Origin of the sequence: Corynebacterium sp. ACRPZ (genome assembly GCF_022346205.1) — a bacterium.
GTDB classification, from domain to species: domain Bacteria; phylum Actinomycetota; class Actinomycetes; order Mycobacteriales; family Mycobacteriaceae; genus Corynebacterium; species Corynebacterium lehmanniae.
Genome location: NZ_JAKRMR010000009.1, coordinates 91,937 through 118,652 on the forward strand (window position 1 = coordinate 91,937; position 26,716 = coordinate 118,652).

General features: G+C 64.6%; 28 protein-coding genes and 1 pseudogene. 13 read left to right on the forward strand and 16 right to left on the reverse strand.

What is annotated here, in order from left to right; all coding sequences use genetic code 11:
* Positions 1 to 23: 23 nt before the first annotated feature.
* Together MHX64_RS07650 and MHX64_RS07655 are read left to right on the forward strand one after the other, a co-directional pair.
* Positions 24 to 1,415, forward strand: a complete 1,392-nt coding sequence (locus MHX64_RS07650) for an aromatic amino acid transport family protein (protein ID WP_239356515.1) — start codon at positions 24 to 26, stop codon at positions 1,413 to 1,415.
* Positions 1,416 to 1,428: 13 nt separating this feature from the next.
* The gene (locus tag MHX64_RS07655) at positions 1,429 to 2,466 is read left to right on the forward strand and encodes a histidinol-phosphate transaminase (RefSeq protein WP_181889341.1); all 1,038 of its coding nucleotides are present in this window, start codon (positions 1,429 to 1,431) and stop codon (positions 2,464 to 2,466) included.
* Positions 2,467 to 2,533: 67 nt separating this feature from the next.
* Here the strand turns inward: MHX64_RS07655 and MHX64_RS07660 are convergent, their stop codons facing one another.
* Entirely contained in the window at positions 2,534 to 2,986 is a 453-nt protein-coding gene (locus MHX64_RS07660) for a hypothetical protein (RefSeq protein ID WP_181889340.1), read from the reverse strand.
* A 171-nt stretch (positions 2,987 to 3,157) separates the two neighbouring features.
* Here MHX64_RS07660 and MHX64_RS07665 point away from each other — a divergent pair, with 171 nt between their 5' ends.
* Positions 3,158 to 4,477, forward strand: coding sequence for an amino acid permease (locus MHX64_RS07665; protein ID WP_239356514.1), 1,320 nt, complete (start codon positions 3,158 to 3,160; stop codon positions 4,475 to 4,477).
* 3 nt (positions 4,478 to 4,480) lie between these two features.
* Here MHX64_RS07665 and MHX64_RS07670 read toward each other — a convergent pair whose 3' ends face one another.
* Positions 4,481 to 4,897, reverse strand: a complete 417-nt coding sequence (locus MHX64_RS07670; protein ID WP_239356513.1) for a DUF488 family protein — start codon at positions 4,895 to 4,897, stop codon at positions 4,481 to 4,483.
* A gap of 341 nt (positions 4,898 to 5,238) precedes the next feature.
* Here MHX64_RS07670 and leuS point away from each other — a divergent pair, with 341 nt between their 5' ends.
* Together leuS and MHX64_RS07680 are read left to right on the forward strand one after the other, a co-directional pair.
* Positions 5,239 to 8,067, forward strand: a complete 2,829-nt coding sequence (gene leuS, locus MHX64_RS07675) for a leucine--tRNA ligase (RefSeq protein WP_239356512.1) — start codon at positions 5,239 to 5,241, stop codon at positions 8,065 to 8,067.
* A gap of 400 nt (positions 8,068 to 8,467) precedes the next feature.
* Positions 8,468 to 9,490, forward strand: a complete 1,023-nt coding sequence (locus tag MHX64_RS07680; RefSeq protein ID WP_239356511.1) for a hypothetical protein — start codon at positions 8,468 to 8,470, stop codon at positions 9,488 to 9,490.
* On the opposite strand, the gene MHX64_RS07685 is transcribed toward MHX64_RS07680, so the two are convergent.
* Positions 9,480 to 10,418 carry an acryloyl-CoA reductase gene (locus MHX64_RS07685; RefSeq protein WP_239356510.1) on the reverse strand — a complete coding sequence of 313 codons (939 nt, stop codon included), beginning with the start codon at positions 10,416 to 10,418 and terminating at the stop codon, positions 9,480 to 9,482. The genes MHX64_RS07680 and MHX64_RS07685 overlap by 11 nt on opposite strands.
* A gap of 54 nt (positions 10,419 to 10,472) precedes the next feature.
* Here MHX64_RS07685 and MHX64_RS07690 point away from each other — a divergent pair, with 54 nt between their 5' ends.
* Entirely contained in the window at positions 10,473 to 10,757 is a 285-nt protein-coding gene (locus MHX64_RS07690; protein ID WP_070472274.1) for a hypothetical protein, read from the forward strand.
* Positions 10,758 to 11,102: 345 nt separating this feature from the next.
* Here MHX64_RS07690 and MHX64_RS07695 read toward each other — a convergent pair whose 3' ends face one another.
* Positions 11,103 to 11,501, reverse strand: coding sequence for an SHOCT domain-containing protein (locus MHX64_RS07695; protein ID WP_181889334.1), 399 nt, complete (start codon positions 11,499 to 11,501; stop codon positions 11,103 to 11,105).
* Between the two features lie 82 nt (positions 11,502 to 11,583).
* Positions 11,584 to 12,933, reverse strand: coding sequence for an IS256 family transposase (locus tag MHX64_RS07700; protein ID WP_239356509.1), 1,350 nt, complete (start codon positions 12,931 to 12,933; stop codon positions 11,584 to 11,586).
* Positions 12,934 to 13,124: 191 nt separating this feature from the next.
* On the opposite strand from MHX64_RS07700, the pseudogene MHX64_RS07705 reads away from it, so the two are divergent.
* Positions 13,125 to 13,373 (forward strand): annotated as a pseudogene (locus tag MHX64_RS07705) (integrase core domain-containing protein); the annotation flags it as partial.
* On the opposite strand, the gene MHX64_RS07710 reads toward MHX64_RS07705, so the two are convergent.
* The 4 genes from MHX64_RS07710 to MHX64_RS07725 all read right to left on the reverse strand — a co-directional run bounded on the left by MHX64_RS07710 (position 13,360) and on the right by MHX64_RS07725 (position 15,408).
* Positions 13,360 to 13,836: a hypothetical protein gene (locus MHX64_RS07710; protein WP_202032106.1), complete on the reverse strand. Its 477-nt coding sequence runs from the start codon at positions 13,834 to 13,836 to the stop codon at positions 13,360 to 13,362. The pseudogene MHX64_RS07705 and the gene MHX64_RS07710 sit on opposite strands and share 14 nt — an antisense overlap.
* The gene (locus MHX64_RS07715; protein ID WP_141741251.1) at positions 13,833 to 14,276 is read right to left on the reverse strand and encodes an HIT family protein; all 444 of its coding nucleotides are present in this window, start codon (positions 14,274 to 14,276) and stop codon (positions 13,833 to 13,835) included. The genes MHX64_RS07710 and MHX64_RS07715 overlap by 4 nt, the downstream gene beginning before the upstream one ends.
* Positions 14,273 to 14,746 carry a TIR domain-containing protein gene (locus MHX64_RS07720; RefSeq protein WP_181889333.1) on the reverse strand — a complete coding sequence of 158 codons (474 nt, stop codon included), beginning with the start codon at positions 14,744 to 14,746 and terminating at the stop codon, positions 14,273 to 14,275. The genes MHX64_RS07715 and MHX64_RS07720 overlap by 4 nt, the downstream gene beginning before the upstream one ends.
* A 236-nt stretch (positions 14,747 to 14,982) precedes the next feature.
* Positions 14,983 to 15,408, reverse strand: a complete 426-nt coding sequence (locus MHX64_RS07725) for an excisionase family DNA-binding protein (RefSeq protein WP_070472254.1) — start codon at positions 15,406 to 15,408, stop codon at positions 14,983 to 14,985.
* Between the two features lie 129 nt (positions 15,409 to 15,537).
* Between MHX64_RS07725 and MHX64_RS07730 the strand changes: the two genes are divergently transcribed.
* Genes MHX64_RS07730 through MHX64_RS07740 form a run of 3 tightly spaced genes read left to right on the forward strand, consistent with a single transcriptional unit; the run spans position 15,538 to position 16,714 of the window.
* On the forward strand, positions 15,538 to 16,041 hold the full coding sequence (locus MHX64_RS07730; RefSeq protein WP_181889332.1) for a VanZ family protein: 504 nt from the start codon (positions 15,538 to 15,540) through the stop codon (positions 16,039 to 16,041).
* Positions 16,038 to 16,403, forward strand: coding sequence for a YidH family protein (locus MHX64_RS07735; RefSeq protein ID WP_181889331.1), 366 nt, complete (start codon positions 16,038 to 16,040; stop codon positions 16,401 to 16,403). Before MHX64_RS07730 ends, MHX64_RS07735 begins: the two co-directional genes overlap by 4 nt.
* Positions 16,400 to 16,714: a DUF202 domain-containing protein gene (locus MHX64_RS07740; RefSeq protein ID WP_181889330.1), complete on the forward strand. Its 315-nt coding sequence runs from the start codon at positions 16,400 to 16,402 to the stop codon at positions 16,712 to 16,714. The genes MHX64_RS07735 and MHX64_RS07740 overlap by 4 nt, the downstream gene beginning before the upstream one ends.
* Before the next feature lie 16 nt (positions 16,715 to 16,730).
* On the opposite strand, the gene MHX64_RS07745 is transcribed toward MHX64_RS07740, so the two are convergent.
* The 5 genes from MHX64_RS07745 to MHX64_RS07765 all read right to left on the reverse strand — a co-directional run bounded on the left by MHX64_RS07745 (position 16,731) and on the right by MHX64_RS07765 (position 21,834).
* The gene (locus MHX64_RS07745; protein ID WP_239356508.1) at positions 16,731 to 18,017 is read right to left on the reverse strand and encodes a plasmid pRiA4b ORF-3 family protein; all 1,287 of its coding nucleotides are present in this window, start codon (positions 18,015 to 18,017) and stop codon (positions 16,731 to 16,733) included.
* 17 nt (positions 18,018 to 18,034) lie between these two features.
* Positions 18,035 to 19,459 (reverse strand): C4-dicarboxylate transporter DcuC, encoded by a 1,425-nt coding sequence (dcuC, locus tag MHX64_RS07750; protein ID WP_239356507.1) that lies wholly within the window; start codon positions 19,457 to 19,459, stop codon positions 18,035 to 18,037.
* Positions 19,460 to 19,545: 86 nt separating this feature from the next.
* A complete protein-coding gene (locus MHX64_RS07755) occupies positions 19,546 to 20,088 on the reverse strand; it encodes a pirin-like C-terminal cupin domain-containing protein (protein WP_239356506.1) in 543 nt (180 codons plus the stop codon).
* 10 nt (positions 20,089 to 20,098) lie between these two features.
* Complete coding sequence (locus MHX64_RS07760; protein ID WP_239356505.1) at positions 20,099 to 20,701, reverse strand: response regulator transcription factor; 603 nt, start codon at positions 20,699 to 20,701, stop codon at positions 20,099 to 20,101.
* Positions 20,698 to 21,834, reverse strand: a complete 1,137-nt coding sequence (locus tag MHX64_RS07765; RefSeq protein WP_239356504.1) for a sensor histidine kinase — start codon at positions 21,832 to 21,834, stop codon at positions 20,698 to 20,700. The genes MHX64_RS07760 and MHX64_RS07765 overlap by 4 nt, the downstream gene beginning before the upstream one ends.
* A 91-nt stretch (positions 21,835 to 21,925) precedes the next feature.
* Here MHX64_RS07765 and MHX64_RS07770 point away from each other — a divergent pair, with 91 nt between their 5' ends.
* The 3 genes from MHX64_RS07770 to MHX64_RS07780 all read left to right on the forward strand — a co-directional run bounded on the left by MHX64_RS07770 (position 21,926) and on the right by MHX64_RS07780 (position 24,061).
* The gene (locus MHX64_RS07770; RefSeq protein ID WP_239356502.1) at positions 21,926 to 22,903 is read left to right on the forward strand and encodes an ABC transporter permease; all 978 of its coding nucleotides are present in this window, start codon (positions 21,926 to 21,928) and stop codon (positions 22,901 to 22,903) included.
* Positions 22,903 to 23,544 (forward strand): ABC transporter ATP-binding protein, encoded by a 642-nt coding sequence (locus tag MHX64_RS07775; RefSeq protein WP_239356500.1) that lies wholly within the window; start codon positions 22,903 to 22,905, stop codon positions 23,542 to 23,544. Before MHX64_RS07770 ends, MHX64_RS07775 begins: the two co-directional genes overlap by 1 nt.
* Before the next feature lie 124 nt (positions 23,545 to 23,668).
* The gene (locus MHX64_RS07780; protein WP_239356498.1) at positions 23,669 to 24,061 is read left to right on the forward strand and encodes a hypothetical protein; all 393 of its coding nucleotides are present in this window, start codon (positions 23,669 to 23,671) and stop codon (positions 24,059 to 24,061) included.
* Here the strand turns inward: MHX64_RS07780 and MHX64_RS07785 are convergent.
* Together MHX64_RS07785 and MHX64_RS07790 are read right to left on the reverse strand one after the other, a co-directional pair.
* On the reverse strand, positions 23,971 to 25,083 hold the full coding sequence (locus MHX64_RS07785; RefSeq protein ID WP_255711198.1) for an MFS transporter: 1,113 nt from the start codon (positions 25,081 to 25,083) through the stop codon (positions 23,971 to 23,973). The genes MHX64_RS07780 and MHX64_RS07785 overlap by 91 nt on opposite strands.
* Positions 25,084 to 25,161: 78 nt before the next feature.
* The gene (locus MHX64_RS07790) at positions 25,162 to 26,070 is read right to left on the reverse strand and encodes a hypothetical protein (RefSeq protein WP_239406326.1); all 909 of its coding nucleotides are present in this window, start codon (positions 26,068 to 26,070) and stop codon (positions 25,162 to 25,164) included.
* Between the last annotated feature and the right edge of the window lie 646 nt (positions 26,071 to 26,716).

Consider the following 26,716-nt stretch of genomic DNA (forward strand, 5'->3'; position numbering starts at 1 on the left):
CCCTACGAAAAGGATCCACACTTATGTCCACTACGTTTAGCCGGTCTTCTTCCGGCGAAAAGATACATGGCGGTCTGCCTGAGCTGCACAGCGACGAACACATCGCGCAGTCCCGAGCCGAGTTTCAGATGGACCAGCTCTCGGCGGCTGATGCTGAGGTGATCAAGGAAAACCGGGCTGGAGACGTTCCCGACGGCAACTTCTTGTCCTGGGCCATCACGCTGTTCGGCACCGCTGTCGGCGCCGGCATTCTGTTCTTGCCCATTGATGCCGGAAGTTTCGGATTCTGGCCGCTACTCATTGCCACGTTCCTCGTGCTGCCGCTCGTGTTTTTCTCCCACCGCACGTATGCGCGCATTGTGTCCGCGTCCCCGGAAAAAGGGCTGGATGTCTTGCAGGTCGTCACAGCCTTAACCGGGCGCAAGCGCGGCCTGGCTACAGCCATCCTCTACTGGCTCGCCATCTACCCGACGGTGCTGATCTACGGCATCTCCATCACCAACACGGTGGACAGCATGATCGTCAACCAACTCAACGGGCCGCACGTGAACCGTGTCGTGCTCGCCACGATTTGCGTGGGCCTGATGACGGGTGCGTTCGCCCTGGGCAAGAAAGCAACCCTGTGGCTGGCCAACATCCTTGTCTACCCCCTCATCATCGCCCTCGCCGCGGTGTCCATCTACCTCATTCCTAAATGGGACCTCGCCGGCTTCATGGAGTACGAATCTGGCACTCCGCTGTGGAAGTCCATGCTGCTGCTTCTGCCGGTGATGGTGTTCTCCTTCAGCCACATGGCGGCGCTGTCCCAGTTCGCCCTCGACGTGCAAAAGAAGAAGAAGGGCGACGTCGCGGCCACCGAGCGCGAAGTGTCCAAGATTGAGCTGATCACCGCGATCATGCTCGTGTTCTTCACCATGTTCTTCGTGTGGTCCTGCTCGCTCACCCTCGGTGCGGAGGGCATGGATGAGGCCCGCGCGCAGAACATCCCGATCCTGTCCTACTTCGCCAATGTCACCAACACCCCGTTCATGGCGGTGATCAGCCCGGTGATCGCCATCTGCGCGATCGCATCTTCCTACTTCGGCCACATGCTGGGCACCGAGGAAGGAACGTCCTACCTCATCCGCGTGGCGGCTCCGAGCGTAGCGGACAGGATTAACCCGCAGGCGTTGCGCTGGTGCATCTACGTCTTCGTGTTCGTGACTACGGTTCTGGTGGCAGTGCTCAACCCGTCGATTCTGACGCTGATTTCCGCGGTCGGCGGCATCTTCGTCGCCTTCCTCGTCTACATCGTGCCCAACCTGCTGTTTAACAAGGCCACCGCGTTCAAGCATTACGCTCGCCGTCCAGACACGATTTTCGTCCTCATCATGGGATTGATCATCATGGGCGTGACTATCTGGCAAATGTTCTAAGAAAGGACCGCTTGTGCTTCGTGCAGATCTTTCCCTCTTCCCGGACTACAAGCCCGGAAAGTCCGACGAAACAAAATTGAAGCTGTCCGCCAACGAGGCGAACTTCGGGCCCCTGCCTACCGCGCTAGAAGCGATCCGTGAATCGGCGTTGCGGGCGAACCGGTACCCCATCTCCGGCTCGCCGGTGTTGCGAAAGGCGTTGGCTGATCGCCTAGGTCTATCGGAAGAGCAGGTTGCGGTCGCGCCCGGGGCGTCGGCGGTGATCCAGCAGGCCGTACTGATGACGTGTGCGGCAGGCGATGAGGTCCTCTTTCCCTGGCGCAGCTTCGAGGCATACCCGCTCTACGCTCGCGTCGGCGGGGCCACCCCGGTCCAGGTCCCACTCGGCGAGGATGAGGCGATTGATTTGGATGCGGTTGCAGACGCAATCACAGACCGCACCCGCCTCATCATCATTTGCAACCCGAATAACCCCACCGGCCTGACCATCACCAAAGACGAGTTCACTGAATTCATGCGGCGGGTTCCGGAAGACATCGTGGTGGTGTTGGATGAGGCGTATTACGAGTTCAACGATGCCAAGGACACTCCGGACGGCGTCGAGGAAATCGCGAAGTATCCAAACCTTATCGGTGCGCGTACCTTCTCTAAGGCCTACGGTTTGGCGGGGTTGCGTGTCGGCTACGGCTTCGGCAACCCGGAGCTGATTCGCTCGCTCGGTCTAGTTGCGCTTCCGCTCACTGTCACCGAACTTTCGGAGCTTGCAGCCGTCGCGTCGCTGGAGGCGCATGATGAACTCATGGTGCGAGTTAAAGAGACTCAAGCCCAGCGCGACCGGGTCTCTGAGGAGCTCGGCGTACAGCGTTCTCACGGAAACTTCGTCTGGATTCCAGGCGTGAACGGCGCTGAGATTGAGCAGAAGATCAGTGCCGAGGGCATCATCATCCGCAGCTACCCAGATTCGGGAGCGCGCGTGAGCATTACCGACGAGGCAGAGACTGATCAGTTCCTTACCGCATGGCGGCGCGCGGGACTGCCTGTTAGCACGTAAGACAGCCTGCTGTTCGCCCGTTCCTGCCGTAAAATAGCGCTATGACCAGCGTCTTCTACACCACGTATTAGCGGCCGAGCTTCGGCAGCTGGATTGCGCCGGACTGCAGCGCGAAGTTCGCGATTAGGCCGAGCACCGCGAGCACAACAGTGGCGATGATGCCGCCCTTGATGCCCGCCTCCAGCGGCTCGGACTTGTAGTCCTCGCCGTCCAGGCACGCCTGTACAGCCTGGGCGTTGTTCGCCTTCTGCTGCGCCGCGGTGTCGGTGGAACCGAATGCCTCGCCGACGGCCGCGGCGGTGCGCTGGATGCCGGTGAGCTTGTTCAGCTCCACGCCCTCGATCCCCTTCTCCGCCACGATTTCCTGGGTGACGCTCTTGGAGCCGATGCCGTCGAGCTCAAGCTTGCACACCGGAGTGTTCTTGCTGCCGGCCATGGTGTTGGACGCGGCGTCTGCGGGGCCGGCCGCCAGGGAAACGGCCATCGTGGCGGCAACCGCAGCGGCGGTGAACTTCTTCATGGGAAACTCCTGTTCAGGGGCGGGAAACAACAATAGTCAATATATCCTGCGCCGAGACGGCTGTCCGCAAGAGGCCGTGGTGTACACCCGTGGTCTCCCCAGTTATTGCTGCGAGTCGTGGTGTTTTATGATTCCGTGTGGCTTAAACCACTCACATCTTAAGGAGTACCTTTGACCACAGCGGGCAAAGAGTTCAATTTGGACCACCTCACCGTCGCCGACAAACGGCAGGTAGAGGAAAACCGGTCCGGCGCCGTCCCCGACGGCGGCACCCTGTCCTGGGCTATCACCCTGTTCGGCACCGCTGTCGGCGCCGGCATCCTGTTCCTCCCTATCGACGCCGGCAGTTTCGGCTTCGTCCCCCTACTGCTGATCACCCTGTTCATCGGCCCGATGGTGTTCTTCTCGCACCGCACCTACGCCCGCATCGTGGCCGCTTCCCCGGTCAAGGGCCTGGACGTGCTGCAGGTGGTCACCGCGCTCGCCGGCCGCAACCGCGGCCTGATGACGGGCCTGATGTACTGGCTTTCCATCTACCCCATCGTGCTCATCTACGGCGTGAGTATCACCAACACGATGGACAGCTTCGTGGTCAATCAGCTCGGCGGGCCTGAGGTGCCGCGCTGGCTCATGGCCATCCTGTGCGTCGGCGTGCTCACCGGCGCCTACGCGCTGGGCAAGAAGGCCACCCTGGCGTTTGCCAACCTGCTGGTCTACCCCCTGATCATCGCGCTGGCCGCGGTGTCGTTCTACCTCATCCCCCAGTGGGACCTGGCCAGCTTCCGCTCCTACGAGTCCGACGTGCCGTTCTGGAAAGCGATGCTGCTGATCCTGCCGGTGTTCGTGTTCTCCTTCAACCACATGCCGGCGATGTCCCAGTTCGCTCTGGACGTGCAGAAGAAGTACCCGGATGACCTGGAGTCCACCAAGAAGGCCGTGGCGAAGACCGAGCTCATCACCACCGCGCTGCTGGTGGTGTTCACCATGTTTTTCGTGTGGTCCTGCACCCTGGCGCTGGGCGCCGACGGCATGGACGCCGCCCGCGAGCAGAACATCCCCGTGCTGTCCTACCTGGCCAACGAGACCCACACGCCGTTCCTAGCGATCCTCTCCCCGATCGTTGCCCTCTGCGCGATTGCGTCGTCCTACTTCGGCCACGTCATGGGCGCCGAGGAAGGCACCACGTACCTGGTACGTGCCGTGGCCCCTGGCGTCGCTGAGCGCATGGATCCGAAGAAGCTGCGCTGGGGCATCTACGTCTTCATTTTTGTCACCACGGTGATCGCCGGCATCCTCAACCCGTCGATCCTGGACCTGATCTCCGTGGTCGGCGGCGTGTTCATCACCTTCCTGGTGTACATCGTGCCGATGCTGCTATTCCGCTACGCCAAGGACTACCAGCGCTACGCCAACAAGCCGGAAACCTGGTTCGTGTTCGTGCTCGGCGTGGTCATCATGGGTGTCGCCATCTGGCAGATGTTCGCCGGTTAACGCCTAGAGGTGCACGACCTCGAAGTCGCCGTGCTCGACCAGGTAATCCGCCGCCACGGATCGGTGGCACACGGCGGGGTCGGGTTCTGAACAGAGGAGGGCGGAGCCGTCGATAAGCTTTGGCATTGTGCGCTCCGCGAACTCGGCGCGCAACCGCTTCGCAAACGTGTCGAACGGTAGGCCCTCCTTGCGGTACGCGCGCATGAGTTCCTCGCTGGGTGCGAGCGACAGCTCGTGGGAGTAACCGATGCCCGCGATGGTGTCGAGGAACCAGGGCAGATCGGACTTCTTGGTAAAGCCGGCGAGCTGGTTCGTGTTGTGCCGCCGGATATCCACGATCTGCTTTACGCCGTTGTCCCGGAGGATGTTGAAGAACTCCTCCGCGGTCTTCTTGCTGTAGCCGATGGTGTAGAGCTGCATATTTGCGACCATAGCGGTGTGGCTCGCGGTACGTTGGCGCGGTTGCGGACTCCGCATTGCGGACAATTTCGGGTGGACCAACTATTGGTAATTGCCAACGAAAAGTGGGTCGAGACTGTCGGAACTCGAGCGGCAGGAACTGTGATTTTGTAAAAGTTTACATGCGAAACAGTGCATAAGCTCTCTACCTGCAGTGTTAAATCTGGACGCTCGTCTGAATTGTCGATTCGTACAAAACCACCTAGAACCCGCCCCCACCGAGAGCCCACCCAGAACCTGCTCCGCCCCGGACCCCGCGCCGGGCGCCTGCATCCAAATGCCCTTAACTACACTGCATAACCATGACTGAGGCGACCCCGCACCGCTATACGGCCGAGCTGGCCAACACCATTGAGCAGAAGTGGCAGGCGTACTGGCGCGACAACCAGACGTTTTATGCCCCGAACCCGGTCGGCGACCTTGCCACCGGCGAGGAGCTGCCCACAGACAAGCTCAACGTCCAGGACATGTTCCCCTACCCCTCGGGCGTGGGGCTGCACGTGGGCCACCCGCTGAGCTACATCGCCACGGACGTGTTCGCGCGCTACAACCGCATGCTGGGCAAGAACGTGCTGCACACGCTGGGCTACGACGCCTTCGGCCTCCCCGCGGAGCAGTACGCCATCCAGACGGGCACGCACCCGCGCGTGACCACCGAGGCGAACATCGCGAACATGCGCCGCCAGCTGGCCATGCTGGGCCTCGGCCACGACCCGCGCCGTTCCGTGGCCACCACGGACCCGGAGTTTTACAAGTGGACGCAGTGGATCTTCCTGCAGATTTACAACGCCTGGTTCGATGAGGATCTGCAGAAGGCCCGCCCGATCGAGGACCTGGTCAAGGACCTCATGTCCGGCGCCCGCACCACCAAGGACGGCCGCAACTTCCGCGACCTGACCACCGCGGAGAAGCACAAGGCTATCGACGAGTTCCGCCTGGTCTACCTCTCCGACTCCATGGTCAACTGGTGCCCGGGCCTGGGCACGGTGCTGGCCAACGAGGAGGTTACCGCCGAGGGCCGCTCCGAGCGCGGCAACTACCCGGTCTTCCGCAAGCGCCTGCGCCAGTGGATGATGCGCATCACCGACTACTCGGACCGCCTGCTCGACGACCTTGACCTGCTCGAATGGCCGGAAAAGGTCAAGAGCATGCAGCGCAACTGGATCGGTCGTTCCCGCGGCGCGGACGTGCATTTCGCCTCCCCCGCCGGCGACATCACGGTCTTCACCACCCGCCCGGACACGCTGTTCGGCGCGTCCTACGTGGTGCTTGCGCCGGAGCATCCGCTTGTCGACGAGCTGGTCACCGCCTCCTACCCTTCCGACGTAGACAGCCGCTGGACCGGCGGCACCGACACCCCGCGCGAGGCAGTCGATGCCTACCTGCGCTCGATCGCCGCGAAGTCTGACGTGGAGCGCCAGGAGAACAAGGAAAAGACCGGCGTGTTCCTCGGCTCGTATGCCGTGAACCCGGTCAGCGGCGAAGAGGTCCCGATCTTCATCGCCGACTACGTGCTCACCGGCTACGGCACCGGCGCCATCATGGCGGTGCCGGCGCACGACGAGCGCGACTTCGAGTTCGCCACCGTCTTCGGCCTGCCCATCACCCCGGTGCTGGACGGCGACGTCACCGAGGCTGCGTTCACCGGCGACGCGGAGCACATCAACTCCGCGAACGAGGACGGCCTGGATCTCAACGGCCTGGGCAAGGGTGAGGCTATTGAGCGGGCGATCCTTTGGCTCGTCGATAGGCAGAGGGGCTCCGAGAAGATCCAGTACAAGCTGCGCGACTGGCTGTTCGCGCGCCAGCGCTACTGGGGCGAGCCGTTCCCGATTGTGTACGACGAGAACGGCCAGGCGCACGGGCTGCCCGAGGACATGCTGCCGGTGGAGCTGCCGGAGGTGGAGGATTACAACCCCGTCGCCTTCGACCCCGACGACGCCGACTCCGAGCCCGCCCCGCCGCTGGCTAAGGCCACCGACTGGGTCGAGGTGGAGCTGGACCTGGGCCACGGCAAGCAGAAGTACTGGCGCGACACGAATGTGATGCCGCAGTGGGCCGGTTCCTCCTGGTACCAGCTGCGCTACATCGACCCGACCAACGCCGACGCGCTGGTGGACATCGAGAACGAGCGCTACTGGACGGGCCCGCGCCCCGACGCGCACGGCGAAGGCGACCCGGGCGGCGTGGACCTCTACGTCGGCGGCGTGGAGCACGCGGTGCTGCACCTGCTCTACGCCCGCTTCTGGCACAAGGTGCTGTTTGACCTGGGCTTTGTCACCTCCCAGGAGCCGTACCGCCGCCTGTTCAACCAGGGCTACATCCAGGCCTACGCCTACACCGACTCGCGCGGCGTGTACGTGCCGGCCGCCGAGGTGGAGGAAAAGGACGGCAAGTTCTTCTACCAGGGCGAAGAGGTCAACCGCGAGTACGGCAAGATGGGCAAGTCCCTGAAGAACTCCGTCGCGCCCGATGATGTGGTGGAAGAGTACGGCGCCGACACGCTGCGCGTCTACGAGATGTCCATGGGGCCTTTGGACACCTCCCGCCCGTGGGCGACCAAGGACGTCGTCGGCGCGCACCGCTTCCTGCAGCGCCTCTGGCGCCTGGTTGTGGACGAGGCGACCGGTGAGACGTCGGTCGTGGACACCGCGCTCACCGACGAGGACTCCAAGGCCCTGCACCGCACCATCGCCGGCGTGCGCGACGACTACGAGCACCTGCGCGACAACACCGTCGCCGCCAAGCTCATCGAATACGTCAACTACCTGACCAAGACCTACCCGAACGGCGCGCCGCGCGCCGCCGTCGAGCCGCTGGTGCAGATGGTCTCGCCGCTCGCGCCCCACATCGCCGAAGAGCTCTGGTCGGTGCTGGGCCACTCTGAAACCATCACGTTCGAGCCGTTCCCGGAGTTCTCGGAGCAATGGCTTGTCGACGACACCGTGGAAGTGCCCGTCCAAATCAACGGCAAGGTCAAGGCGCGCATCGACGTCGCCACCGACGCCTCCAAGGACGACCTCGAGGCCGCAGCACTTGCCGACGACCGCGTGGCCAGCCTCATCGCCGGGAAGAACGTGGTCAAGGTCATCGCCATCCCGGGCCGCATGGTCAACCTGGTGGTGAAGTAGGGGACTTGGGCTTTGGGGCGGGGGCCGCCCGGCCCCGGCCCGCCCGACCCCAATTTATTCACCCGCCGGGGCCTCCTCGGTGAACAAATCCCTTTTTGAGTGGTTGAATTGTTCATTTTCCCCAGGTCGCTACGCCCACGAGAGTGATCTATTCATCGCGCGGTGAATGAATTTGCCCGGGCGGCGAAAGTCGGGCGGGCCGGGCCCTGCCCCGCGACCCCTCCCGACACATCGCGGCCGAATCTGTCAGGCGGCCCGCAAACCCCCAGGTCGGCGCAAACGGCTGCCGTGATGTGTCAGGAGCCCGGCCGGCCCGGCCCCGCCTGCCGCCCGGGTCTGTGACTGGTGTGACTGATAAAGTCCCAAGTGAACGGAACCCACGATCACGAAGGATGAGTGCATGTCCACCCCTTATAACGGCGGCGGGTACGAGCCGTACCCGGAGCACCCGGAAGGCAGCCACCCGGAAAACGGCACCGGCGACACCGGCGACCGGGCCGGCGACTACCCGGCCTACAGCAGCCCGAACACCGAAAGCACCTACGACGCGTTCGAGGTGAACTCGGCGGCGTCGATGGCCGGCGCCTCCGCGTTGCGCTTCCACGGCCAGCAGCTCACCGACAACGTCCCCGGCGACGGCGCTTCGCCGCACCCGATCAACGACCCGGCGTCGAACGGCTGGTTCCACGTGAAGGGCACCGGCAAGCTCGAGGTCATGGAGGCGCTGAGCTGGGGCGGCAAGGCGCTGTTCGCCAACGCCAAGCTGTGGATCCCGCTGGGCGTGGCCTACACGGTGCTCGCGGTGCTGGGCCTGTTTTTGCCGGGCCCGGGTGCAGCCATCGGCTCGATCGGCATGCTGCTGCTCGCGCCGTGGATGGTTGGCGTGGCGTTGCAGCAGACGCTGGTGAAGCAGTTCACGTACAACGAGGCGAAGGCGCCGGCGTACGGCAAGACGCTGGGCGTGACGGCGTTGCTCGGCGTTGTAGCGATGATCGTCTCCATGATCCTGCTCATGGTGCTCGCGTTCGGCGCGCTGACCACCATCGACCCGTCCACGCTGCCGGATAACCTGGAAAACCTCACCCCGGAGGAGATGTGGAACATCGTCCGCCCGATTCTGGGCGCGTTGGCCGTCACGGGTGTGATTGGCCTGCTGGTGCTGCCGTTTTTCACGTTCCAGGCGTGGTACGCGGCGGATAATAACGGCTCGTTCGGCAACGCTATTTCCGCCGGTTTCAAGGCTGGCGCGTCGAATTACCTGAAGATCCTGGGCTTCGTGGTGCTCGCCGGGTTGATCAACATCGTTGGTGCGGCGCTGTTCTTCGTCGGCCTGATTGTCACGATGCCCGGCACCATGCTCGCCGCGGCGCACGCGTACCGCCAGATCTCCGGCGGTCCGGTGCCCAAGGAAGCTACAGCGTAACGACGGCGCGTCCGCTCCACCCACCATCGAGCAGCGAACGCCCAACTTCTTTAACGCCGTCCAATCCGACTTCTTCGGTGCGGATGGCGTTGGTGTCTACGGATTCGTCGAGGAGCGACCACGCCTCGTCGCGAAGCTTGTTCGGCGCGTCGACGGAGTTGATGCCCACCAGCTGCACCCCGCGCAGGATGAACGGCAGGACGCTGGCGGGCAGGTCGTTGCCGGCGGCCATGCCGCAGGCGGTGGCCACGCCGCCCCACTGCAGCTGCGACAGCGCGTTGGCCAAAACGGTGGAGCCGACGGTGTCCACCACGCCGGCCAGGCGAGCCTTCTGCAGCGGCTTGCCGGCCTCGGCGAACTCGGCGCGGTCCACAACCTCAGCGGCGCCGAGCTCCTTCAGCCAGGCGCCATGCTTATCGACGCGCCCCGTCAACGCCCACACCTCATACCCCCGCGCCGCCAGGAGCTGCACCGCGATAGATCCGACGCCGCCGGTGGCGCCGGTGACGAGCACGGGGCCGTCGAGAGGCGAAAGCGCGACGCGCTCCAGACCTGCGACCGAAAGTGCTGCGGTGTAGCCCGCGGTGCCGATCGCGGCCGCCTCGAACGCGGAGAAGCGCTCGGGCACGCGGGTGATGTCTTTAGCGTCGATACGCATCTGCGGGGTGTAGCCGCCGTGGCGGCGCTCACCGATGCCGCGGCCGTTGACGGTGACCAGCGTGCCGTCCTCGAGGGTGCCCACCGCGTCGATGCCCGGCACCGTCGGCAGTTCGCGCAGGATGCCGCGGTTGCCGGACAGCGCCATCGCGTCCTTGTAGTTCACCGACGAGTGGCTCACGTTGATCAGGGTGTCGCCCTCACCCGCGAACGCCGCTTGCGGCTCTATGATCTCCGGTCCATTTTCAGTGACAATCAAGCTGCGATTCATGGCCGCCAGCATAGGCGCACAGGCTGATGTCTGCGGACAGTTTAATCTGGTGTCATGGTTTCCGTGCGGCCGACGACTAGGGTGCTGAAGACGCTCAACGGATCTGACAAACTTCCCCCGCGAACTGCCGCGGCGTACCGATGTGCAACGCGAGTCGACGATCCAGATACGCAGGTCAACTACCTGCGGGAGGCGGTTTCACACGCCCAAGAGGAGCTCGCATTAGCCACCTACATTCAGAAGAGATTCGACCAGGGCATCTTCGAACGGCACCGCAGTTTCGCGGATCCCATCTTCGAGTCGCGCGACACGGCGCGGCCAGCTGGCGCGGCGCTGTAGTGCACGCGGGAGGCGAGTATGCCTGGCTTGTCTATGTGGCAATCCACGACCACTTCCACTCGGAAGTGAAAGCTGCATTGCAAGGTATGCGGCGGGCCGGCACACTTGGACCAAGCGGCGCCGCGGGTGGCGGGCGCGACCTTACGCTGTGAACCGGTGCACAACCAGAGCCATCGAGTGACCCCCAAGGTCAGGTGGCGCCCCCTCGATGGCGGCGCGGCACCCGGAGCCTAGGAGCCAAGCTGGCCAGCGTCCGGCGAACCGCGAATTCGCCCCGCGACAAGGCCGCGCCGGATGGTCGCCCTCGGACCGCGACGCTGCGGCTGGCGAGGGAGCGGACCAGGGTCAGACCGAGGAGAGCGCCCTTGCCTTGATCTGGTCGAACTCCTGCTGGGTAATCGCTCCCGAGTCGAGAAGGGCCTTCGCCGAGGCGATCTCATCGGTCGGGCTCGATCCGGCGGAGCCGCCGGCGACGGACTTGATGTACTCATCCTGCCGCTGCTGGAGCTCCTGGCGCGCCTCGACCGCGCGGTCGGTCATCCCCCGACCTCGAACAAGCAGGTACGCGAGCATTCCGATGAACGGCAGCACGATGATGAACACCACCCACAGCGCCTTCGCGAAGCCGCCGAGGTCCTTGCTGCGGAAGAGATCTCCGAAGATCCACCACAGGGACATGAGCCATGCGAAGAAGATGAAGAACTCGAACATGGCGAGTAGGAATGAGCCGTTGTCGTCGAACATCTGCTGACTGCCTCCTGACTGGATGGACGCTGGCCGAGCGGTCCACGGAGGGTGTCCGATTCTTTGTGTGCGGGGGTTTGGTTTACAAGTAGTCCGCGAATCGGTCGGGGTAAGCCACGGCTAGTTGGTTGATGGCTTGTTTCCACCCGGTGGCTTTCGCTCCTTCAATATAGCCGTTGCACTCAACGTCGCGCTTCGCTTTCTTGGCTCGCTGCGCAGCGCGCTTGTCTTCGATGTTGCAGATCATCAACCAAAGCGTCTTCAGCGCCGCGGTATCGTTCGGGAATTGCCCGCGGTTACGGGTAGCTTTCCGCAGTTCAGCATTCAGCGACTCGATCGAATTCGTGGTGTAGAGCACCCGGCGTGCCGCCGGCGGAAACTGTAAAAACGGCACGAACCGCTCCCAAGCGTCGCGCCAAACTTTGACCGACTGCGGGTATTTCCGGCCCAGTTCACTGGCCTCGAACGCATCCAAGGCGGCACGGGCGGTGTCCTCGTTTGTGGCCGTGTAGACCTCACGCAGCGCCCGGGAGACACCTTTGCGGTCCTGATACGACACCCACCGGTTCGCAGCCCGAATCAGGTGCACGATACAGGTCTGCACCATGGAATTCGGCCAGGTGGCTTCCACGGCTTCCGGCAAGCCTTTGAGCCCGTCGCAGCAGACAATGAACACGTCCTGGACACCGCGGTTGGCCAGATCCGCGCACACCGATGCCCAGAATGCGGCACCTTCATTTTCAGCGATCCACAATCCCAGGATGTGCTTGATGCCGTCCATGTCGACACCAACCGCCATGTAGCAGGACTTGTTGACCACGCGGTGGCCGTCACGGATCTTGACGCGTAGCGCGTCGAGGAAGATCACCGGGTAAAACTCGTCGAGCTGGCGGTTTTGCCAGATCATGACCTCGTCTAACACCGCATCGGTAATGGTGCTGATCGTATCCGGGCTCATATCCACCCCGAGCGTGGTTGCCAGATGGTGCTGAATATCACGCACCGTCATCCCGCCGGCGTACAGCGAGACGATCATGTCATCGAGCTCAGTCAGTCGGCGTGCACCCTTGGGCACCATCTTTGGCGCAAACGTGCCGGCACGATCCCTGGGCACGGTCACGTCCACCGCGCCGTAGCCAGAATTGACGGTCTTGGTGTACGACCCATTGCGGTGATTGTTGCCCTGTGCGGATTCGACTTGGGCTTTCGTCTTGCGGTCAGAATGGCTATAGCCCAAATGCGCATCCATCTCCGCCTGCAGACCAGCGTTGATCGATGCCTGCAGCAGGCCTTTGACCAGCTCGCTTGCATCATCAGCGGAGGTCGACAGCTCGCTGATCAAGCTGGCGAGCTCAGGATTTTCCATCAGCTTCTCGCTGATCTCATTGACCTTTGCCGGGTCATGGTTTTTCTTCGGTGACACCGTAGTCATTATCGGTGAAACTCCTTCTAGATCAGAGCCTCACACACAAACTTCCTGACACCCTCGGTCCACGCGGACCCCAGCGCACGACGGTTAGGAACAAGGACGTGCTCGGGCCATCGCCGAACCACTTTAGCAGCTCTTCCTCACCAAGTGTGGTAGCCGGGTTGCGACACGCTGACCGGGTTGGGCTGGTGAAGAACATCAAACACAAGCGGACCCGGCCCTACAGACCCCAGACCAACGGGAAGATCGAACGCTTCCACCGCACCCTGGCCGATGGCTGGGCCTACGCACGCTGCTACACCTCCGAGGCCGAGCGCCGCGGAGAGCTCGACGGCTGGCTCCACTACTACAACCACCACCGCCCCCACACCGCCTGCGGCAACCAGCCACCCTTCTCACGATTGACGGGCATTGAGGCCAAGTCAACTGCTAGGCAGCCATGAAGATCGCCATGCCGACCAGGAGAAGGACCCCGTAGAAGGGTGCAATCGACCATGAAGCCCACACGCGCCCGCGAGGGATCCAGCAGTGGAGCCGCGCCAAGGTGCGTTCCCATCGGGTAACGGGCTCAGGAGTCGGATCGGAAGCGTGCGCAACATCCAAGGAGAAGAGCGGTACATCGCGAGTTCCATTTGCCACCGCGTCGTAGAGCGCGCGATACGCCTGCTCCTGCCGGAGGTAGTTCGCGTCGAGGAAGCCGAATAGTCCAGCCGCCAATACCCCCAAGAGCGCGACAGTTCCTGCATGTTGAGTCAACGCGTAGCCATATGTCGCAGTCACAATAGGGAGAAGCCACGCCTTGGCATTCGCGGAGGCGGCTGACATCCTGGTGACCACCGCCTGGATGAAGTCGAGGTGCTTGCGCACGTCCTCGGCCTTCGCAGAACCACCTTCGGCGGCCGTCATGAGGGCGGCACCTGTCGACAAGCGATTCGCAGCTTCTCCCATGCAGCGTCCTTCTGCTCCTCGGTGTAGTTCGTTATTGGCGGCCAGATGCGACCAACGGAGTCGTTGCTCCATCGAGGGACGATGTGAACGTGGAGGTGGAACACAGTTTGCGTGGCAGCTCTCCCATTCGACTGGATGACGTTGAGGCCCTCAGGACGCAGCACGTGCTTGACCACTTGAGACAATCGGGTGGTCGCAACGCCTAGGTGCCGCGCGAGCTCGTCGTCGAGACTCCAGATGTCCGAGATATGGTGCCGGGGAACCACCAAGGTGTGCCCCAGTGTGGCAGGCTCCAGCGGGAAGAAGGCAACTACGTGTTCGTCTCGATACACCTCCCGCGCATCCGGATCCTCCCGCTGCACGATCTCGCAGAAGGGACACTCTTGAACGTCGATCATGGCCGCACAACCCCCTGCGCAGACCACCGTTCCAAGTTGTCGACCAACTTGCCGTACGTGGCCTTCGAATCGATGCCACCGGTCCAACTCAGGACGGTCGGATCGAAGACCGGGATGCCAGCAGCGGGATTGAAGGGACTCCGCCCCAGGGAATCCACGCTTCCCATCGAGGACAGTCCGTGGATATGGACGCCAAGAAGGGGTTTCCTGTCGGCCCATGCCTTCTTGATCTCGTACTTGACCCAGGGGCGACTGGCTGTCTCTTGACCGATGAGCACGATCACTGCCTTCTTGTATGCCATCTCCTTCTGGATCCAGTTCTTGATCGCCTGATCGCCCTGACGGCGAACTGATTCCCATCCCTGAGCGTTCAGCAGTGGCTGCCCCTCCAAGGCGTTGATGTTGCGCACCAACTGGACGCGGTGAACGTCGCGGAGATAGTGGAACGAGTAGAAGACGGACTTAGCCATGATTCCCGAGCGCCTTCCTTTCCCTGCGGCCAGAGCGTCCCGGACGAGCCATGCTTATCAGCTCCGTCTGACACTTCGCCCGAACCGTCTTCGAACTGCTGCAAACGCGAAGACTGCCTTGACTGGTTGACAGGCGCAGCGGTGTTCCCGCTCCGGTGGCACTGCTAGAAGACTAGACCTGAGACCCAACGCACCCAAGGCCGCCAGTTTTCGACCAACGTCTTCGGTCAGTACACCTAGAGGTCCTCCAGCTCCGACAGGGCATCGCCCGAGTATTTGGAATGCGCAGAATCATGGGTGTCGTGCAACGCGTTGGCGACGAACTCCGCCCCAGCCTCACGAGTCGCCATGAAATCGCGGAGATCGGACATCTTTAGGCGCTGGTGGCTGCCCACGAGGTGGAAGGGAAGGTCACCGTCCCTCATAAACTTTAGCAGGTGCGGGCGGCTCATTTTCATGAGCTTTGCAGCCTGGTTCGGGGAGAGCTCCGCATCGTCGGCAAGCAAGTTCACGGTGATGCCGTCTTCGTTTGCCTCCGCGACCCGCTGAAGAAGGACACCCAGCGGGGAATCTTGTTCCTTGCGTATGAATTCGCGCAGACGCTCAAGTTCCGCCTCGCCGAGCGAATTCCCCTCCAACTGACCAAGCAGTGCGTTGGACATGGGGTCCTCCTTCCATCGTTCATCTGTAATAACTGTAACTGCGGGCCGGCGGGAAGTGCGACCCCACGGTTATCCACTTCATATGCACCATCCAAGCCGCAAGCAGAATCTGCGCCTACGGTGGGCCGGGTGAAATCAACGAGCAAAACCAACGACGCCGCTACCCACGTCGCGGCGGTGGTGACCGCGCTGGTCGTGCTCGCGTTCACGGTGGGCAAGGCGTTCGTGTCCATCCCAGGGTTGTGGTCGGCGGAGTCGCACCAGGTCAGCCAGATCCGCCTGAACCCGCTGGAGACCTTCGAGTACGCGCGCGTGTGGTGGGGCCCGTGGTTGAACCTGTTCGGCAACATTGCGCTGTTTCTGCCGGTCGGCTTCGTCGCGTACCGGGGGTCGGTGGGGCGGGCGGTACTGTTCGGCCTGGTGTGCAGCCTCGGCATCGAGGTTGCCCAGTACGTGTTCTCGTGGGGCTACAGCGACACTGACGACGTGCTCTGCAACGTCGTGGGTGCGTGGCTGGGGGCGGGGGCGGCCGGAGGGACGTCGAGAGGCAATCGCGCAACGGTGCTGTGGTGCATCGCCGCGGCCGGTGCGGTCGTGCTGGTTGTGTGGGCGGCGCTAGGGTTGAGCGCATGAGTGAGCGCGGATGGTTTACCAGGCGGGTCTTCCCCGACGGCGGGGAGCCCGACCCGCGCTTCACCCTGGCCAACGAGCGCACCTTCCTCGCCTGGACCCGCACCGCGCTGGCGTTTCTCGCGGGCGGGATCGCGCTCGAGGCGTTTGAGCTGCCCGGCATCGAACCCGGCGTGCGCAAGGTCGCGGCCGCTGCGGTCATTCTGATCGCCATGGCCATTTCCGCAGGTGCGGCGGTGCGGTGGGTGCGCATCGAGCGGGCCTTGCGTCACGACGAGCCGCTGCCCGCCCCCGCCATCATCCCCGTCTTGTGCGTGGTGGTGTTCGTCGCGGCGATGGTTGTGGCGGTGAGCCTGCTCGCATGATCGCCGTCGCCGACCCCGGCCTGCAGCCGGAGCGCACCGCCATGAGCTGGACGCGCACCGCGCTGGCCATGCTCGTCTGCGCGGCCACGCTGCTGCGGTGGGCCGGTGCTTACCCGGCGCTGATCGTGGTGGCGTCGGTGGTGCTGGCGGCGGGCGCGCTGGTGATCGTGGCGCTGAACCGGCGCGCGTACCGCTTCGAAGCCTCCGCGCTTGCCGACGAGCGCAGCGCCCCCAACGCCGCCGCCGTGTTTTTGCTGACCGCGATGATGCTCGGCACCGGCGGGCTGGGGCTGTACCTGGTGGTGGGGTGAGGGGCGGGCCGCGCGGTTAGCCGTTACGGAAGCGTTTTGTCTGCTGGTAGTTATTGCGGTGGACGCGCATCATCGCGCGGCCCTGGTCGGAAAGGTGGGAGTGTCCGGGGGAGGTTTCCTCCACGACGTTGAAGGCGTAGAGCCAGGGGATGAGGAAGTCCATTGACTCGGGTGGCGTGGCGCCGCCGTCGCCGATGAACCATTCGATGGTGGCTTCCCAAAGCTCCCACCCCACCAGTGCTTCGAACAGGCGGAGCGAGTGCTCGACGTAGAACCTGTGGGTGGAATCGTCAGCCAGGAACTGTTCGCCCGCCTTGGTGAGGGTGATGACGCCCTTGCGCTTTTTCAGCAGCCCGGATTCCACGAGCACGTCCGAGACCTCGTCGGGGTCCCGTAGCTCGGTGATCGCGACGATCCCGCGCGCAGTCTCAAGCGGCAGGAGTCCCCTTTTCAGCGTGACGCCGTCGGCGAACAGCTCCACGAGCTGCTCGACTACACCGGTGAGGGTGAGCGGGGGCAAATCGTCGAAGGAGCCCGGCACCTCTACCCCGTCCGGCCCGCCAAGCATGTCGCCGAAGAACTCGGTCACGGCGTTGATCATGGTGGGGTTGCGCTCCGGGTGCGGGTCCATGTCGATGATCTGGAGCAGGTCGGGGCGGGACTGGAGGAAGTCGTCGAAGTGCTGGGCCAGGCCGGGGCCGTCGCCGTGCTCGTCGGCGGCGGCGACCTCGTCGAAGAACATCTCCTCGGCGACGTTGCCGATGCGGGTGGCCACGGACACCGGGTCGGCCTGCGTCATGCGGTCGAGCATCCGCTCCGGCGGCATGACGGGCAGGTAGGAGAACATCAGGGTGATGGTCTCTAAGTCCGGCTCGATGCCGGCGGCCAGCAGGCGGGCTTGGTTGCGGAAGGTGGTCATCAGCTCTGGTCCCGAGCAGGCTTCGACGACGTCGGGCCCGGCGGCGTCGATAAGCATGGGCGTAGGCCCCTCGATGTTGGAGGGGCCGAGGACCTCGACGTGGATGTTCCAGTTGGCGGCTGGGTCGTAGACGTAGGTCATGGGCCGCATCTCGGCGACTGTGAGCTCGTTTTCCTGGTGCTCGCCGGGGCCGGGCACGGCAGTAAAGACGGAGCGCTGCGTGCCCTCCTGGCTGACGTAGAGGTGGGTGGCGGCGCCGGTGAAACCGAGGGATGCGTCGATGATCTGGGAGAGTTCGCCGAGCGTCATCGTTTCCTCGACGTTGACGCAGCGGGAAATTTCGGGCGAGGTGCCTTCCACGATCATGAGCACTGAAACGGTCATACCGGCAACCTTACGGCCTAAACCACGAACAGGAAGGCACACACGACGGCAGTCACCGCGCCCGCGGTCAGCGGCACGGCGGTGCGGCGGACCACATCGATCGGGTTGACCTGCAGCGCACCGGCGACGATGAGCACCGCCGCGTTAACCGGGGAGGCCTGGCGCATGGTGTTGGAGGCGGCCCATATGGAGGTGAGCATCTGCGGGGCGGACACGGCGGAATCGGCGGCGATGCCGGGCACCATCTCGGAGAACGCGAAGTAGGGCGCCACGCCGGAGCCGGTGAGCAGCGCCATCGCGGCGGTGGCGAGCACGAACACCAGCACCATCAGCACGGCGGCGCCGGAGGAGGCCTGGGCCAGGTTGGTCAGGGCCTCGATCACGCCCATCTGCGTGATGCCCTCCACCAGGATGGCGGCGGCGACGATCAGGGAGACCACGCCGGCGGCACCCTCGCCCAGGCCCTTGAAGAACTCCTGCAGGGAGTCGGTGGCGTAGTTGACGTCGCGCAGGCGGATGGCCTCGATGATCATGGTCACCATCAGCGAGACCACGGTCACCGGCAGGATGCCGGCCTCGAAGGAAACCACGCCCAGGCGGTTCAGGGCGGCGGAGACGATGATCAACAGCAGCGGCAGAAGCGGCAGGATGGCGTAGAAGCCGGGCAGGCCCTCGGCGCGCTCGACGGCTTCGCGGATGCGGCGCTCGGACTCGCTGTCCTTGGCCGCCTCAAGCTCGGCGTCCGACGCGCCGGCACCGGACTTGACCAGGTCTTTCTTGTCGCAGTGGCGCTGCCACCACATGTGCACAAACGCGATGACCACCAGCGCGGGGATGGTGGCTTTGGCCACGTTGCCGAAGGTGAACTCGGTGACGGTCATGCCGGTCAGCTCCGCGCCCTGGATCAGGCCGGCCTCCAGCGGCGACGGCGCGATGGTGGAGGCGGTGGCCACGATCGCGCCGACGGTCAGCGGCGTCAGCCCCGCGGCGATCAGCGCCGGCATCAGCGTGGCCACGAGCAGCAGCGACAACGCACTGGCAGAAGGCACGACGAAGGACAACAGCGTAGCGACGGCAAACCCGATGGGCACGAGCCAGTAGGAGCCGTGGAAGCGGCGCAGCGGGCTGGACAGCGCCACCACCGTCTTGGCGTCGGCGCCGATGTGGCGCATGTAGCCGACGAAGCCGAACAGCACCATGATCGCCATGCCGGTGCCGGCGAAGCGGGACTTGAACAGGGACTCGATGATCAGCAGCTCGTCGTAGAACGCGTTGCCGGAGGACTCGATGTCCGCGGTGGAGTGGTCAATGCGCCCGGTGGCTGCGGCGATCATCAGCAGCAGCACGCCGACAGCGAAAATGGAGGAGGCCGCGTGGACCTTCTTGGCAATGAAGTAGCCGACGGCAATGACGGCGAGAATGGCAAAGAAAATACAAAGCACGCTGCGATTATGCAGTGCGAAACCACACCCCGCTGGGCGAATGCGTAAGGTGTGGCAAATCTCTCGGCGAAAACCCGCCGCAAACGCTAAGCCGGCTGCCCGCCCAGGATGAGCACGTGAGCGATGTTCTCGGAGCGGTTCTTCAGCCCCAGGGTGCGGTGGCCGGCGTCCAGCATGCCGGCGGAGTGCGGCGGCACCGGGGTGTTGTTCACGGTGATGTCCCCGTCGGGGGCGACCACGGCGTACTCGAACTCCTCGTAGACCGTGACCGCCAGTTCGGTCTCCGGCGCGATGGTCAGCTGCGCTGCCACGCAGGGCTCGTCGGTTTCCACCGCACCGGAGCGGCCGAACATGCGCCCGGCGAATACGAAGGCCTCGCCAGCGGACTCGGTGGTCACGCTGCGCAGGCCGAACGCGTCCGGCTGGGCGCGTTGGATCTTGTCGGGGACCGCTTCAGCGTCGATAAGCACTTGCACCTGCGCGCGCTCGAGCACGCCGCCGAGGCGCGCGGTGCCGTCGTGCCGCCATGCGAAGGATTTGCAGCCTGCGGGGGTGTCGTCGGGGCCGCCGAGGCCCCTGAGGAATGCGACCCCGCGCCAGGGGCCCGCGTTCAGCTCAATGAAGCTCATGGCGGCAAGCTTATATGATCCGGCGCTGCCGGGCTTCCTCCACGGCGGCGGTGCGGTTGTCCACCCCGAGTTTGGAATAAATGTGGATCAGGTGCGTCTTCACGGTCGCCTGCGAGATGAACAGTTGCTGGGCGATTTCCTTGTTGGAGGCGCCGGTCTGCACCGCGCGCAGCAGCTCAATCTCGCGCGCCGAGAGCGCCTCGGCCGGGTTGACCAGCCGGTCCGCCAGCACGTTGGCCACCTGCGGGGAGAGCACCCTTTTGCCTTGCGACGCGCTCCGTACCGCCTCGTACAGCTCATCTTCCGGCGCGTCCTTGAGCAGGTAGCCCATGGCGCCTGCCTCCACCGCGGCGACCACGTCCGCCTGGGTGTCGTAGGTGGTCAGGATCAACACCGGCGGCCCGCCGGCGGCGACCAGGCGGCGCGTCAGCGCGATGCCGTCCGCGCCGGGCATCTGGATGTCGGAGACCACCACGTCCACCCCCTCGGGCACCTCGGCGTCGCCGTCGGCGGCCTCGGCGACGACTTCCACGCCGTCGAAGGAATTGAGCACGGCGCGCAGGCCGGCGCGGACAACCGGATGGTCGTCGATAAGCATGACGTTCAGCGTCATTTCTCCTCCACAGGCAGGGTTGCGGCGAGGACGTTGCCCTCCACCGTGAGCTCGCCGCCGGCCTCCTCCACACGCGCCCGCAGGCCCTGCAGGCCGTAGCCCTCGGGGCCGGTGATGCCGCGGCCGTTGTCGAAGACGTCGATGGTTGCGGTCGCACCAAGCCTATCGACGGTCACCACCGCCGACGAGGCACCCGCGTGGCGCACGATGTTGCTCAGGCCCTCCCGCACAACGCGCTCCGCCACCGACGCGCACGGTTCCGGCAGGTCAACGGCCTGGACGCGGACCCCGAGCTGCTCGCCGAGCGCGCGCTGGCGGTCCTGGGCGTGACGCGCCAGGCGCTCCAAGCGCACCGGCAGTGTCTCGCGCGCCGGGGCCTGCGTGTTCGCGGAGTTCTCCGCGACGAAACGGCGCGCCTCCGCCAGGTTGTCGGAGGCGGTGGAGCGGATCACGTCCAGCGTCTCGCGCGCCGGGTCGCCCTCATCGAGCTGCTTGTCCATCGCCCGGCCCAGCAACACGATGGAGCTCAAGCCCTGCGCCATGGTGTCGTGCACCTCGCGCGCCAGACGCGCCCGCTCCTCCGCCACGCCCGCCGCGTGCTCGGCCTTCGCGGCCTCGCGCTGGGCGGCCTTGAGGTCCTCGGCCATCTGCCGGTAGTGGTCCGCCTCCGCGCGCAGCGCCTGGTAGGCGTGCACGATGATCACCGCCAGCACGGTGCCGATGGTGGGGCCGATGACCGCGCCGGGCCCGCCGCCGGGGGCGGTGGCGGAAAGCGCCACGGCCAGAAACGCCGCCGCGGCCGCGAGCTCCCACCACGCGGGCAGCAGCACGCAGGCCAGCATGACCAGCGGGAACTCCAGCCAGACGAACTCTTCGGACATCTGCACCAGCCCCACCCACAGCGCCGCCACGACCGCGAGCCACGCGTAGGGCGCCCACGCCGGGTAGTCCTTGCCGTGGAAGTGCCAGACGGTGCCGGCCATGTACACGCAGGCGAACGCCAGGGGCAGGGCGAGGGCGGTCACGGGGGCGTCGCTACGCAATTGCCCCACGAGCCCCACCGCGAGCAGCACGGCGACGAGCACGTGCAGGCTCACGCGCAGAAAATCGAGCAGGCGGGTGGTGGACAACATGCGTCTGAGCGTAGATCAACCGATCGGTTGAGCGGGATTTCAACCGCCAGCGCGATGTATCAAGGTGCAGGTCAACGGCAGGATTTACACCATGTTCGTAGGAATCAGAGAAATCACGTCAGCCAAGGGGCGCTTCGGGCTGATCGCAGGCACCGTGGCGCTGATTACGCTGCTGGTGGTCGTGCTCACTGGCCTGACCGCCGGCTTGGGCAAGCAGAACACGTCCGCGCTGGAGGCGCTGGACCCGAAGTCTGTGGTCTTCCAGGACCCGGAGGACATCTCGTTCACCACCTCCCGCGTCGAGGCGCGCGACGGGCTCACCCCGCTCGGCGCCAGCCAGATGCTCATGACCAAGGGCAACGGCGAGGACGCGGCCGTGGCCATCCTGTCGCTGCCTAAGGGCACCGAACTTCCAGGGGGCCAGACGCTTTCCGACGAAGCCGTGGCCGCACCCTCCCTCGACGTCGGCGAGGGCGAGACCGTGACCGTCGCCGGCAACGACATCACCGTCGGCGCGATTGGCGAGGACCTCGCGTTCTCCCACTCCCCCGTCCTGTGGGTGCCCACGGAGTTCTGGCAGGCGGCGATGCACACCGACGCTGACGGCTCGGTGCTGCTGGCGGACCACGACGTCGACGGCCGAGTGAGCCTGAAGGAGGCCTTTGACGGCCTGCCGGCGTACTCCTCGGAGCAGGGCTCGCTGAAGCTCATCCAGGGCTTCCTCTACGCCATCGCCGCGCTGGTGATCATCGCCTTCCTCACCGTGTGGACGATGCAGCGCACCCGCGACCTGGCCATCCTGAAGGCCATCGGCGCGTCCAATAAGTATCTGCTCAAGGACGCCCTCGGCCAGGCCGCGGTGATTTTGGGCATCGGCGCGCTCATCGGCGGCGTCGCTGCGTTCGGCCTGGGCCTTGTCATGCAGGGCGGCGCCCCGTTCTCCCTGACCGCGCTCACGGCGGTCGCTCCCCCGGTGGCCATCTGGGCGCTCGGCATGGTCGGCGCCCTGATCGCCACCCGCAACATCACGAAAGTTAACCCTCAGGCGGCTCTTGGAGGTGTCGCATAATGCTCGAACTCAACGATGTCACCGTCGCATTCAAGGACGGCCAGGAAATGCGCACAGTGCTGGATCACCTGGAGTTCACCGCCAAGCCCGGCGAGATGACCTTCATCGTCGGCGAGTCCGGCTCCGGCAAGTCCACGCTGCTGTCTGTGGCGGCCGGCCTGATTCAGCCGGACTCCGGCACCGCGAAGCTCAACGGCCAGACCGTGGACAACAACGTGCGCCGCGACAAGATCGGCATGATCTTCCAGCAGGCCAACCTCATCGCCGCACTGAACGTGCGCGACCAACTGCTGGTCACCGACCACGTCCGGGGCATCAAACCCCGCCGCGGCCGGGCCGAGGAGCTGCTGGCCACCGTCGGCCTGGAGGGTCTGGGCGACCGCCGCATCGGCGAGATGTCCGGCGGCCAGCGCCAGCGCGTCGGCATCGCGCGTGCGCTCATGGGCGAGCCGTCGCTTCTGCTTGCGGACGAGCCCACCGCCGCCCTCGACGCCGACCGCTCCCAGGAGATCGTGGCGCTTCTGCGCCAGCTCACCACCGAGCGAAACATCGCCTGCGGTTTTGTCACCCACGACCGCTCCTTGATCGAGAGCAGCGACGAAGTCTTCGAACTCGGCGTCAACGCCCCCGCATACGCCTAAACTGGCGCGGGTGTTCTACCGCGCTTCCGGCCCCGCCCCGCTCGACCCCTCTCTTTTAGCCAGGGAGATCGAGCGCAGGGCGGGACTTTCGTCGTGCGGACCCCAGGTGCGCACTCTTCCGCAATTGCGTGACGACGCCCTCGTGGCCGGCGATGGCTACTGGCTGGCGGGGCGGAGCGCCGTCGATAAGCTGCGCGCTTTCGACCGCAACGTGGTCGCGTACGCGGTGGGCGAGGCGTTCATCGTGACCTCGCTGCAGGAAATCGGCGCGACGATGCTGCGCGGCCGCGACCTCGTGCGCGTGCCGCACGGCATCTTCCGCGTGCCCGAGTGGGGCCAGCGCACGTTTGTCGCCGGCGAGACCGCGGAGTTTCTGCGCGGCTACCTGGAGCTGGAGGCCGCCGGGCGGTTCGTGGAACCCGCGCGCTACCGCAGGAGGGACCGGGAACGGGTGGCCATGACGGTAAACGCCAACGCGCCGAGCACCGCCGTCGACAGCAGCGTGCCGCCCAAGTAGCCCAAGTCCACGGTGGCGGCGCCCAGCGCCGAGCCGGAGGCGATGCCCACCTGGAACGTGACCACGTACACCGAGCTGGCCAGATCCTGGTTGCGCTGGCCGGCGAACAGGAAGATCGTTGTGGCCACCGTGGGCAGCGCGCCCGCGGCGATGCCGAAGACTACGATCACCGCGAACATGCCGATCCCCGTGTTGTAGTGCAGCGCGAGCAGGCCCGCGATGCCGGAGGCCACCAGCGTGGCAGTGGCGATGCCGTTGAGGCGGATCATGCGCGCATCCACCAGGCGGCCGGACAGGGTCACGCCGACCAGGCCCGCGATGCCGTACAGCGCCACGCCGTAGGGCACGAACTGGTGGCCGGCCGTGGCCTCAATGAGCAGGGCCAGGTAGGTGAAGGTGACAAAGATCGCCATCACGGCCAGCACTAGGTAGATGACCAGAGACGGAATGGCCGACTTCGTCGCCTGCGCGTCAGCCTGCTGGGCCGGCGGCTTCGCGGGCAGGCTGGGCAGGGAAATCACCATCATGACCAGTGCGCCTACCACCGCGGCGCCGAGCACCCAGGTGGAAGCGCGCCAGCCGATCGCCGAGCCCATCGCCGTGGTCAGCGGCGAGCCGACCACCATCGACAGGGTGGACCCGAACGACACCGCAGCCACCGCCTTGCCCATCTGCCCCGGCGGCGCAATACGCGCGGCGACCGGGTTGACCAGCGACCAGAACAACCCGTGGGTAAACGCCGCCGTCACACGCCCCGCCACCAGCGTGGCGTAGCTCGTGGCCGTGGCCTGCAGGACAATGCCGCCCAGCAGGAAAACCAGGGTGGCGATGAGCAGGTAGCGCCTGTTCACCTTCCGCGTGACGTGCATCAGCGGAATGGTCACTACCGCGACCAGACCGGCGTAGACGCTCATGAGCAGGCCAATCTGGCCCTCAGAGACGTTCAGGTCCCGCGCCATCGGAGAAATCAGGCCGATGGCGAACATCTCGAACGTGACGTACACGAAAGCAGCGAAGCTCATCGCCGTCAGCGGGACGACGGGGAGCTTCGCTGCTTGCTGCGGAGATTGCTGCGTGTTTCGCACCGAGCCAAGATACGGCTACTGGTCAGACAGCGCAAACGCTGCGCCTGCGGCGCCAAGGGCCACCAGGATCGCCACGATCACACCGATGATCGTACCCGTGCTCGCGGAAGAGCCGCCGGACGCGGCTTCCATGGTCTGCTCAGTCCTGTGGGTGGTCTGGGATACGGTCAGGCTGGTCAAAGTGTCGGTGGTCACCGAAGTGGTGACGTTGCCGTTGGTGACCGTGTGAGTCACTGTGTCCCTGCTCTTGCCTTCCTGCCCACTCGGAACCGCGTTGGTGCTTGTCGTCGGCGTGGTGGTCGGGGCGTCCGGGTTCGGGCCGTCGGTAGGCAGCAGTGCGTTGCCGCCACCTTTGGCACAAGTCTGACGAGCCTCCTCGAACGCCACCATCAACCTTGCCACACGACGAGCCTGCTTCACGTCCGGCAGCTGCTCATACGCATCAACCCACGCCTCGACCTGGTCCTTCGGCATGGCCGGGTAATCGCGAGACTGCTGCTCAACCAGCCCCTCGCGGTCCGGGATCAACGCGAACTCCGCGAAGCCGTCGCGAGCCGGCACAGTGATCTCGCCGTTGCTCACAGCGGTATCAATGATGTTCCAGTACTTGGTCATGTCGAACGCCTGGTGGTCGCTGACCGCCGCCGAATTCCACACCTGCGTGAAGTACGCGCGGGAAGAATCGATGTCCGCCCCAGTGTCCTCAGCGACTCGCTGAGCCCAGTTCTCGATGTTGGCCTCAAGGTTGCTGTTGAAGTAGGTCACGTACGAGCCGGTGAACAACTCCAAAAACGGTGCGACGGTGTCCGGAGCAGCCGGGTACAACTGCTCAAACGCGGACGCCCAGCGGGCCCGCTCATCAGATGCGCCGACGCCGACACTGCGGTCGAGCGAATCAATGTACTTACGTTCAGCGTCATTCACCTTCAGCGAGCACACGCCATCGCTGGGTTCGCCCACGGTAGCTGCACCGGCGGAAGGCACGACAAACGCGGCCGCTGCAGTTGCGACTGCGCATGTGAGCGCTGCTATCCTCCGATTTTTTAACATACCGATAGCGTAGCGCAGAGGAACAACATTTCAGTATCCGAGAGAGGGGTGACGTGGCTCTCTTAAACGGCTCGACCCGTTTAAATTCGGGGAAAGTGCAGGTTACCGGAACGTTAACTCAACTTTCTAAGCAAAATAAAAGGTAAGTTTTGGGGTTTGATACGCCCTTTAAGGGGCATTTGCGCTTGTCAGTGGGTAAGTTACACGCTTGTAATTCAAAGGTATCGACGTTTTTTATGCGTCTGGGGTGGCTGTCGGGGGGGGCGTTCTCTTTTGCGGTTTCTGCTGTTTGCGGTAGCTGGTCGGGTCAAGGGGGCGGCAGCCGGGGGCCCGGCTACTGTGGGGGCCGAGGTCCAGTCGGCTGTTCCCAGCTACAAGGTTCCAGCTATTCGGCATAAAAGGGGATGCGGACAAATTCTTGGAGTGCATTTGGGGGACTTTGTCTCGTTGTTATGCACTCAGTGCTTGTCGGTGTTCGGCGATGGTGGTGTAGCCGTCGCCGAGTGTCGACTTCAATCGT

Coding starts and splice junctions, on each gene's coding strand:
- MHX64_RS07680 (WP_239356511.1), top strand. CDS start 8,468: ATGTCCACCCCTTATAACGGCGGCGGGTACGAGCCGTACCCGGAGCAC.
- MHX64_RS07765 (WP_239356504.1), bottom strand. CDS start 21,834: ATGTTGTCCACCACCCGCCTGCTCGATTTTCTGCGCGTGAGCCTGCAC.
- MHX64_RS07670 (WP_239356513.1), bottom strand. CDS start 4,897: ATGCAGCTCTACACCATCGGCTACAGCAAGAAGACCGCGGAGGAGTTC.
- MHX64_RS07715 (WP_141741251.1), bottom strand. CDS start 14,276: ATGATCGACGTTCAAGAGTGTCCCTTCTGCGAGATCGTGCAGCGGGAG.
- MHX64_RS07690 (WP_070472274.1), top strand. CDS start 10,473: ATGGTTTCCGTGCGGCCGACGACTAGGGTGCTGAAGACGCTCAACGGA.
- MHX64_RS07735 (WP_181889331.1), top strand. CDS start 16,038: ATGAGTGAGCGCGGATGGTTTACCAGGCGGGTCTTCCCCGACGGCGGG.
- MHX64_RS07685 (WP_239356510.1), bottom strand. CDS start 10,418: ATGAATCGCAGCTTGATTGTCACTGAAAATGGACCGGAGATCATAGAG.
- MHX64_RS07740 (WP_181889330.1), top strand. CDS start 16,400: ATGATCGCCGTCGCCGACCCCGGCCTGCAGCCGGAGCGCACCGCCATG.
- MHX64_RS07725 (WP_070472254.1), bottom strand. CDS start 15,408: ATGTCCAACGCACTGCTTGGTCAGTTGGAGGGGAATTCGCTCGGCGAG.
- MHX64_RS07770 (WP_239356502.1), top strand. CDS start 21,926: ATGTTCGTAGGAATCAGAGAAATCACGTCAGCCAAGGGGCGCTTCGGG.
- leuS (WP_239356512.1), top strand. CDS start 5,239: ATGACTGAGGCGACCCCGCACCGCTATACGGCCGAGCTGGCCAACACC.
- MHX64_RS07660 (WP_181889340.1), bottom strand. CDS start 2,986: ATGAAGAAGTTCACCGCCGCTGCGGTTGCCGCCACGATGGCCGTTTCC.
- MHX64_RS07700 (WP_239356509.1), bottom strand. CDS start 12,933: ATGACTACGGTGTCACCGAAGAAAAACCATGACCCGGCAAAGGTCAAT.
- MHX64_RS07785 (WP_255711198.1), bottom strand. CDS start 25,083: ATGAGCTTCGCTGCTTTCGTGTACGTCACGTTCGAGATGTTCGCCATC.
- MHX64_RS07755 (WP_239356506.1), bottom strand. CDS start 20,088: ATGAGCTTCATTGAGCTGAACGCGGGCCCCTGGCGCGGGGTCGCATTC.
- MHX64_RS07745 (WP_239356508.1), bottom strand. CDS start 18,017: ATGACCGTTTCAGTGCTCATGATCGTGGAAGGCACCTCGCCCGAAATT.
- MHX64_RS07775 (WP_239356500.1), top strand. CDS start 22,903: ATGCTCGAACTCAACGATGTCACCGTCGCATTCAAGGACGGCCAGGAA.
- MHX64_RS07650 (WP_239356515.1), top strand. CDS start 24: ATGTCCACTACGTTTAGCCGGTCTTCTTCCGGCGAAAAGATACATGGC.
- MHX64_RS07710 (WP_202032106.1), bottom strand. CDS start 13,836: ATGACGGCCGCCGAAGGTGGTTCTGCGAAGGCCGAGGACGTGCGCAAG.
- MHX64_RS07720 (WP_181889333.1), bottom strand. CDS start 14,746: ATGGCTAAGTCCGTCTTCTACTCGTTCCACTATCTCCGCGACGTTCAC.
- MHX64_RS07695 (WP_181889334.1), bottom strand. CDS start 11,501: ATGTTCGACGACAACGGCTCATTCCTACTCGCCATGTTCGAGTTCTTC.
- MHX64_RS07760 (WP_239356505.1), bottom strand. CDS start 20,701: ATGACGCTGAACGTCATGCTTATCGACGACCATCCGGTTGTCCGCGCC.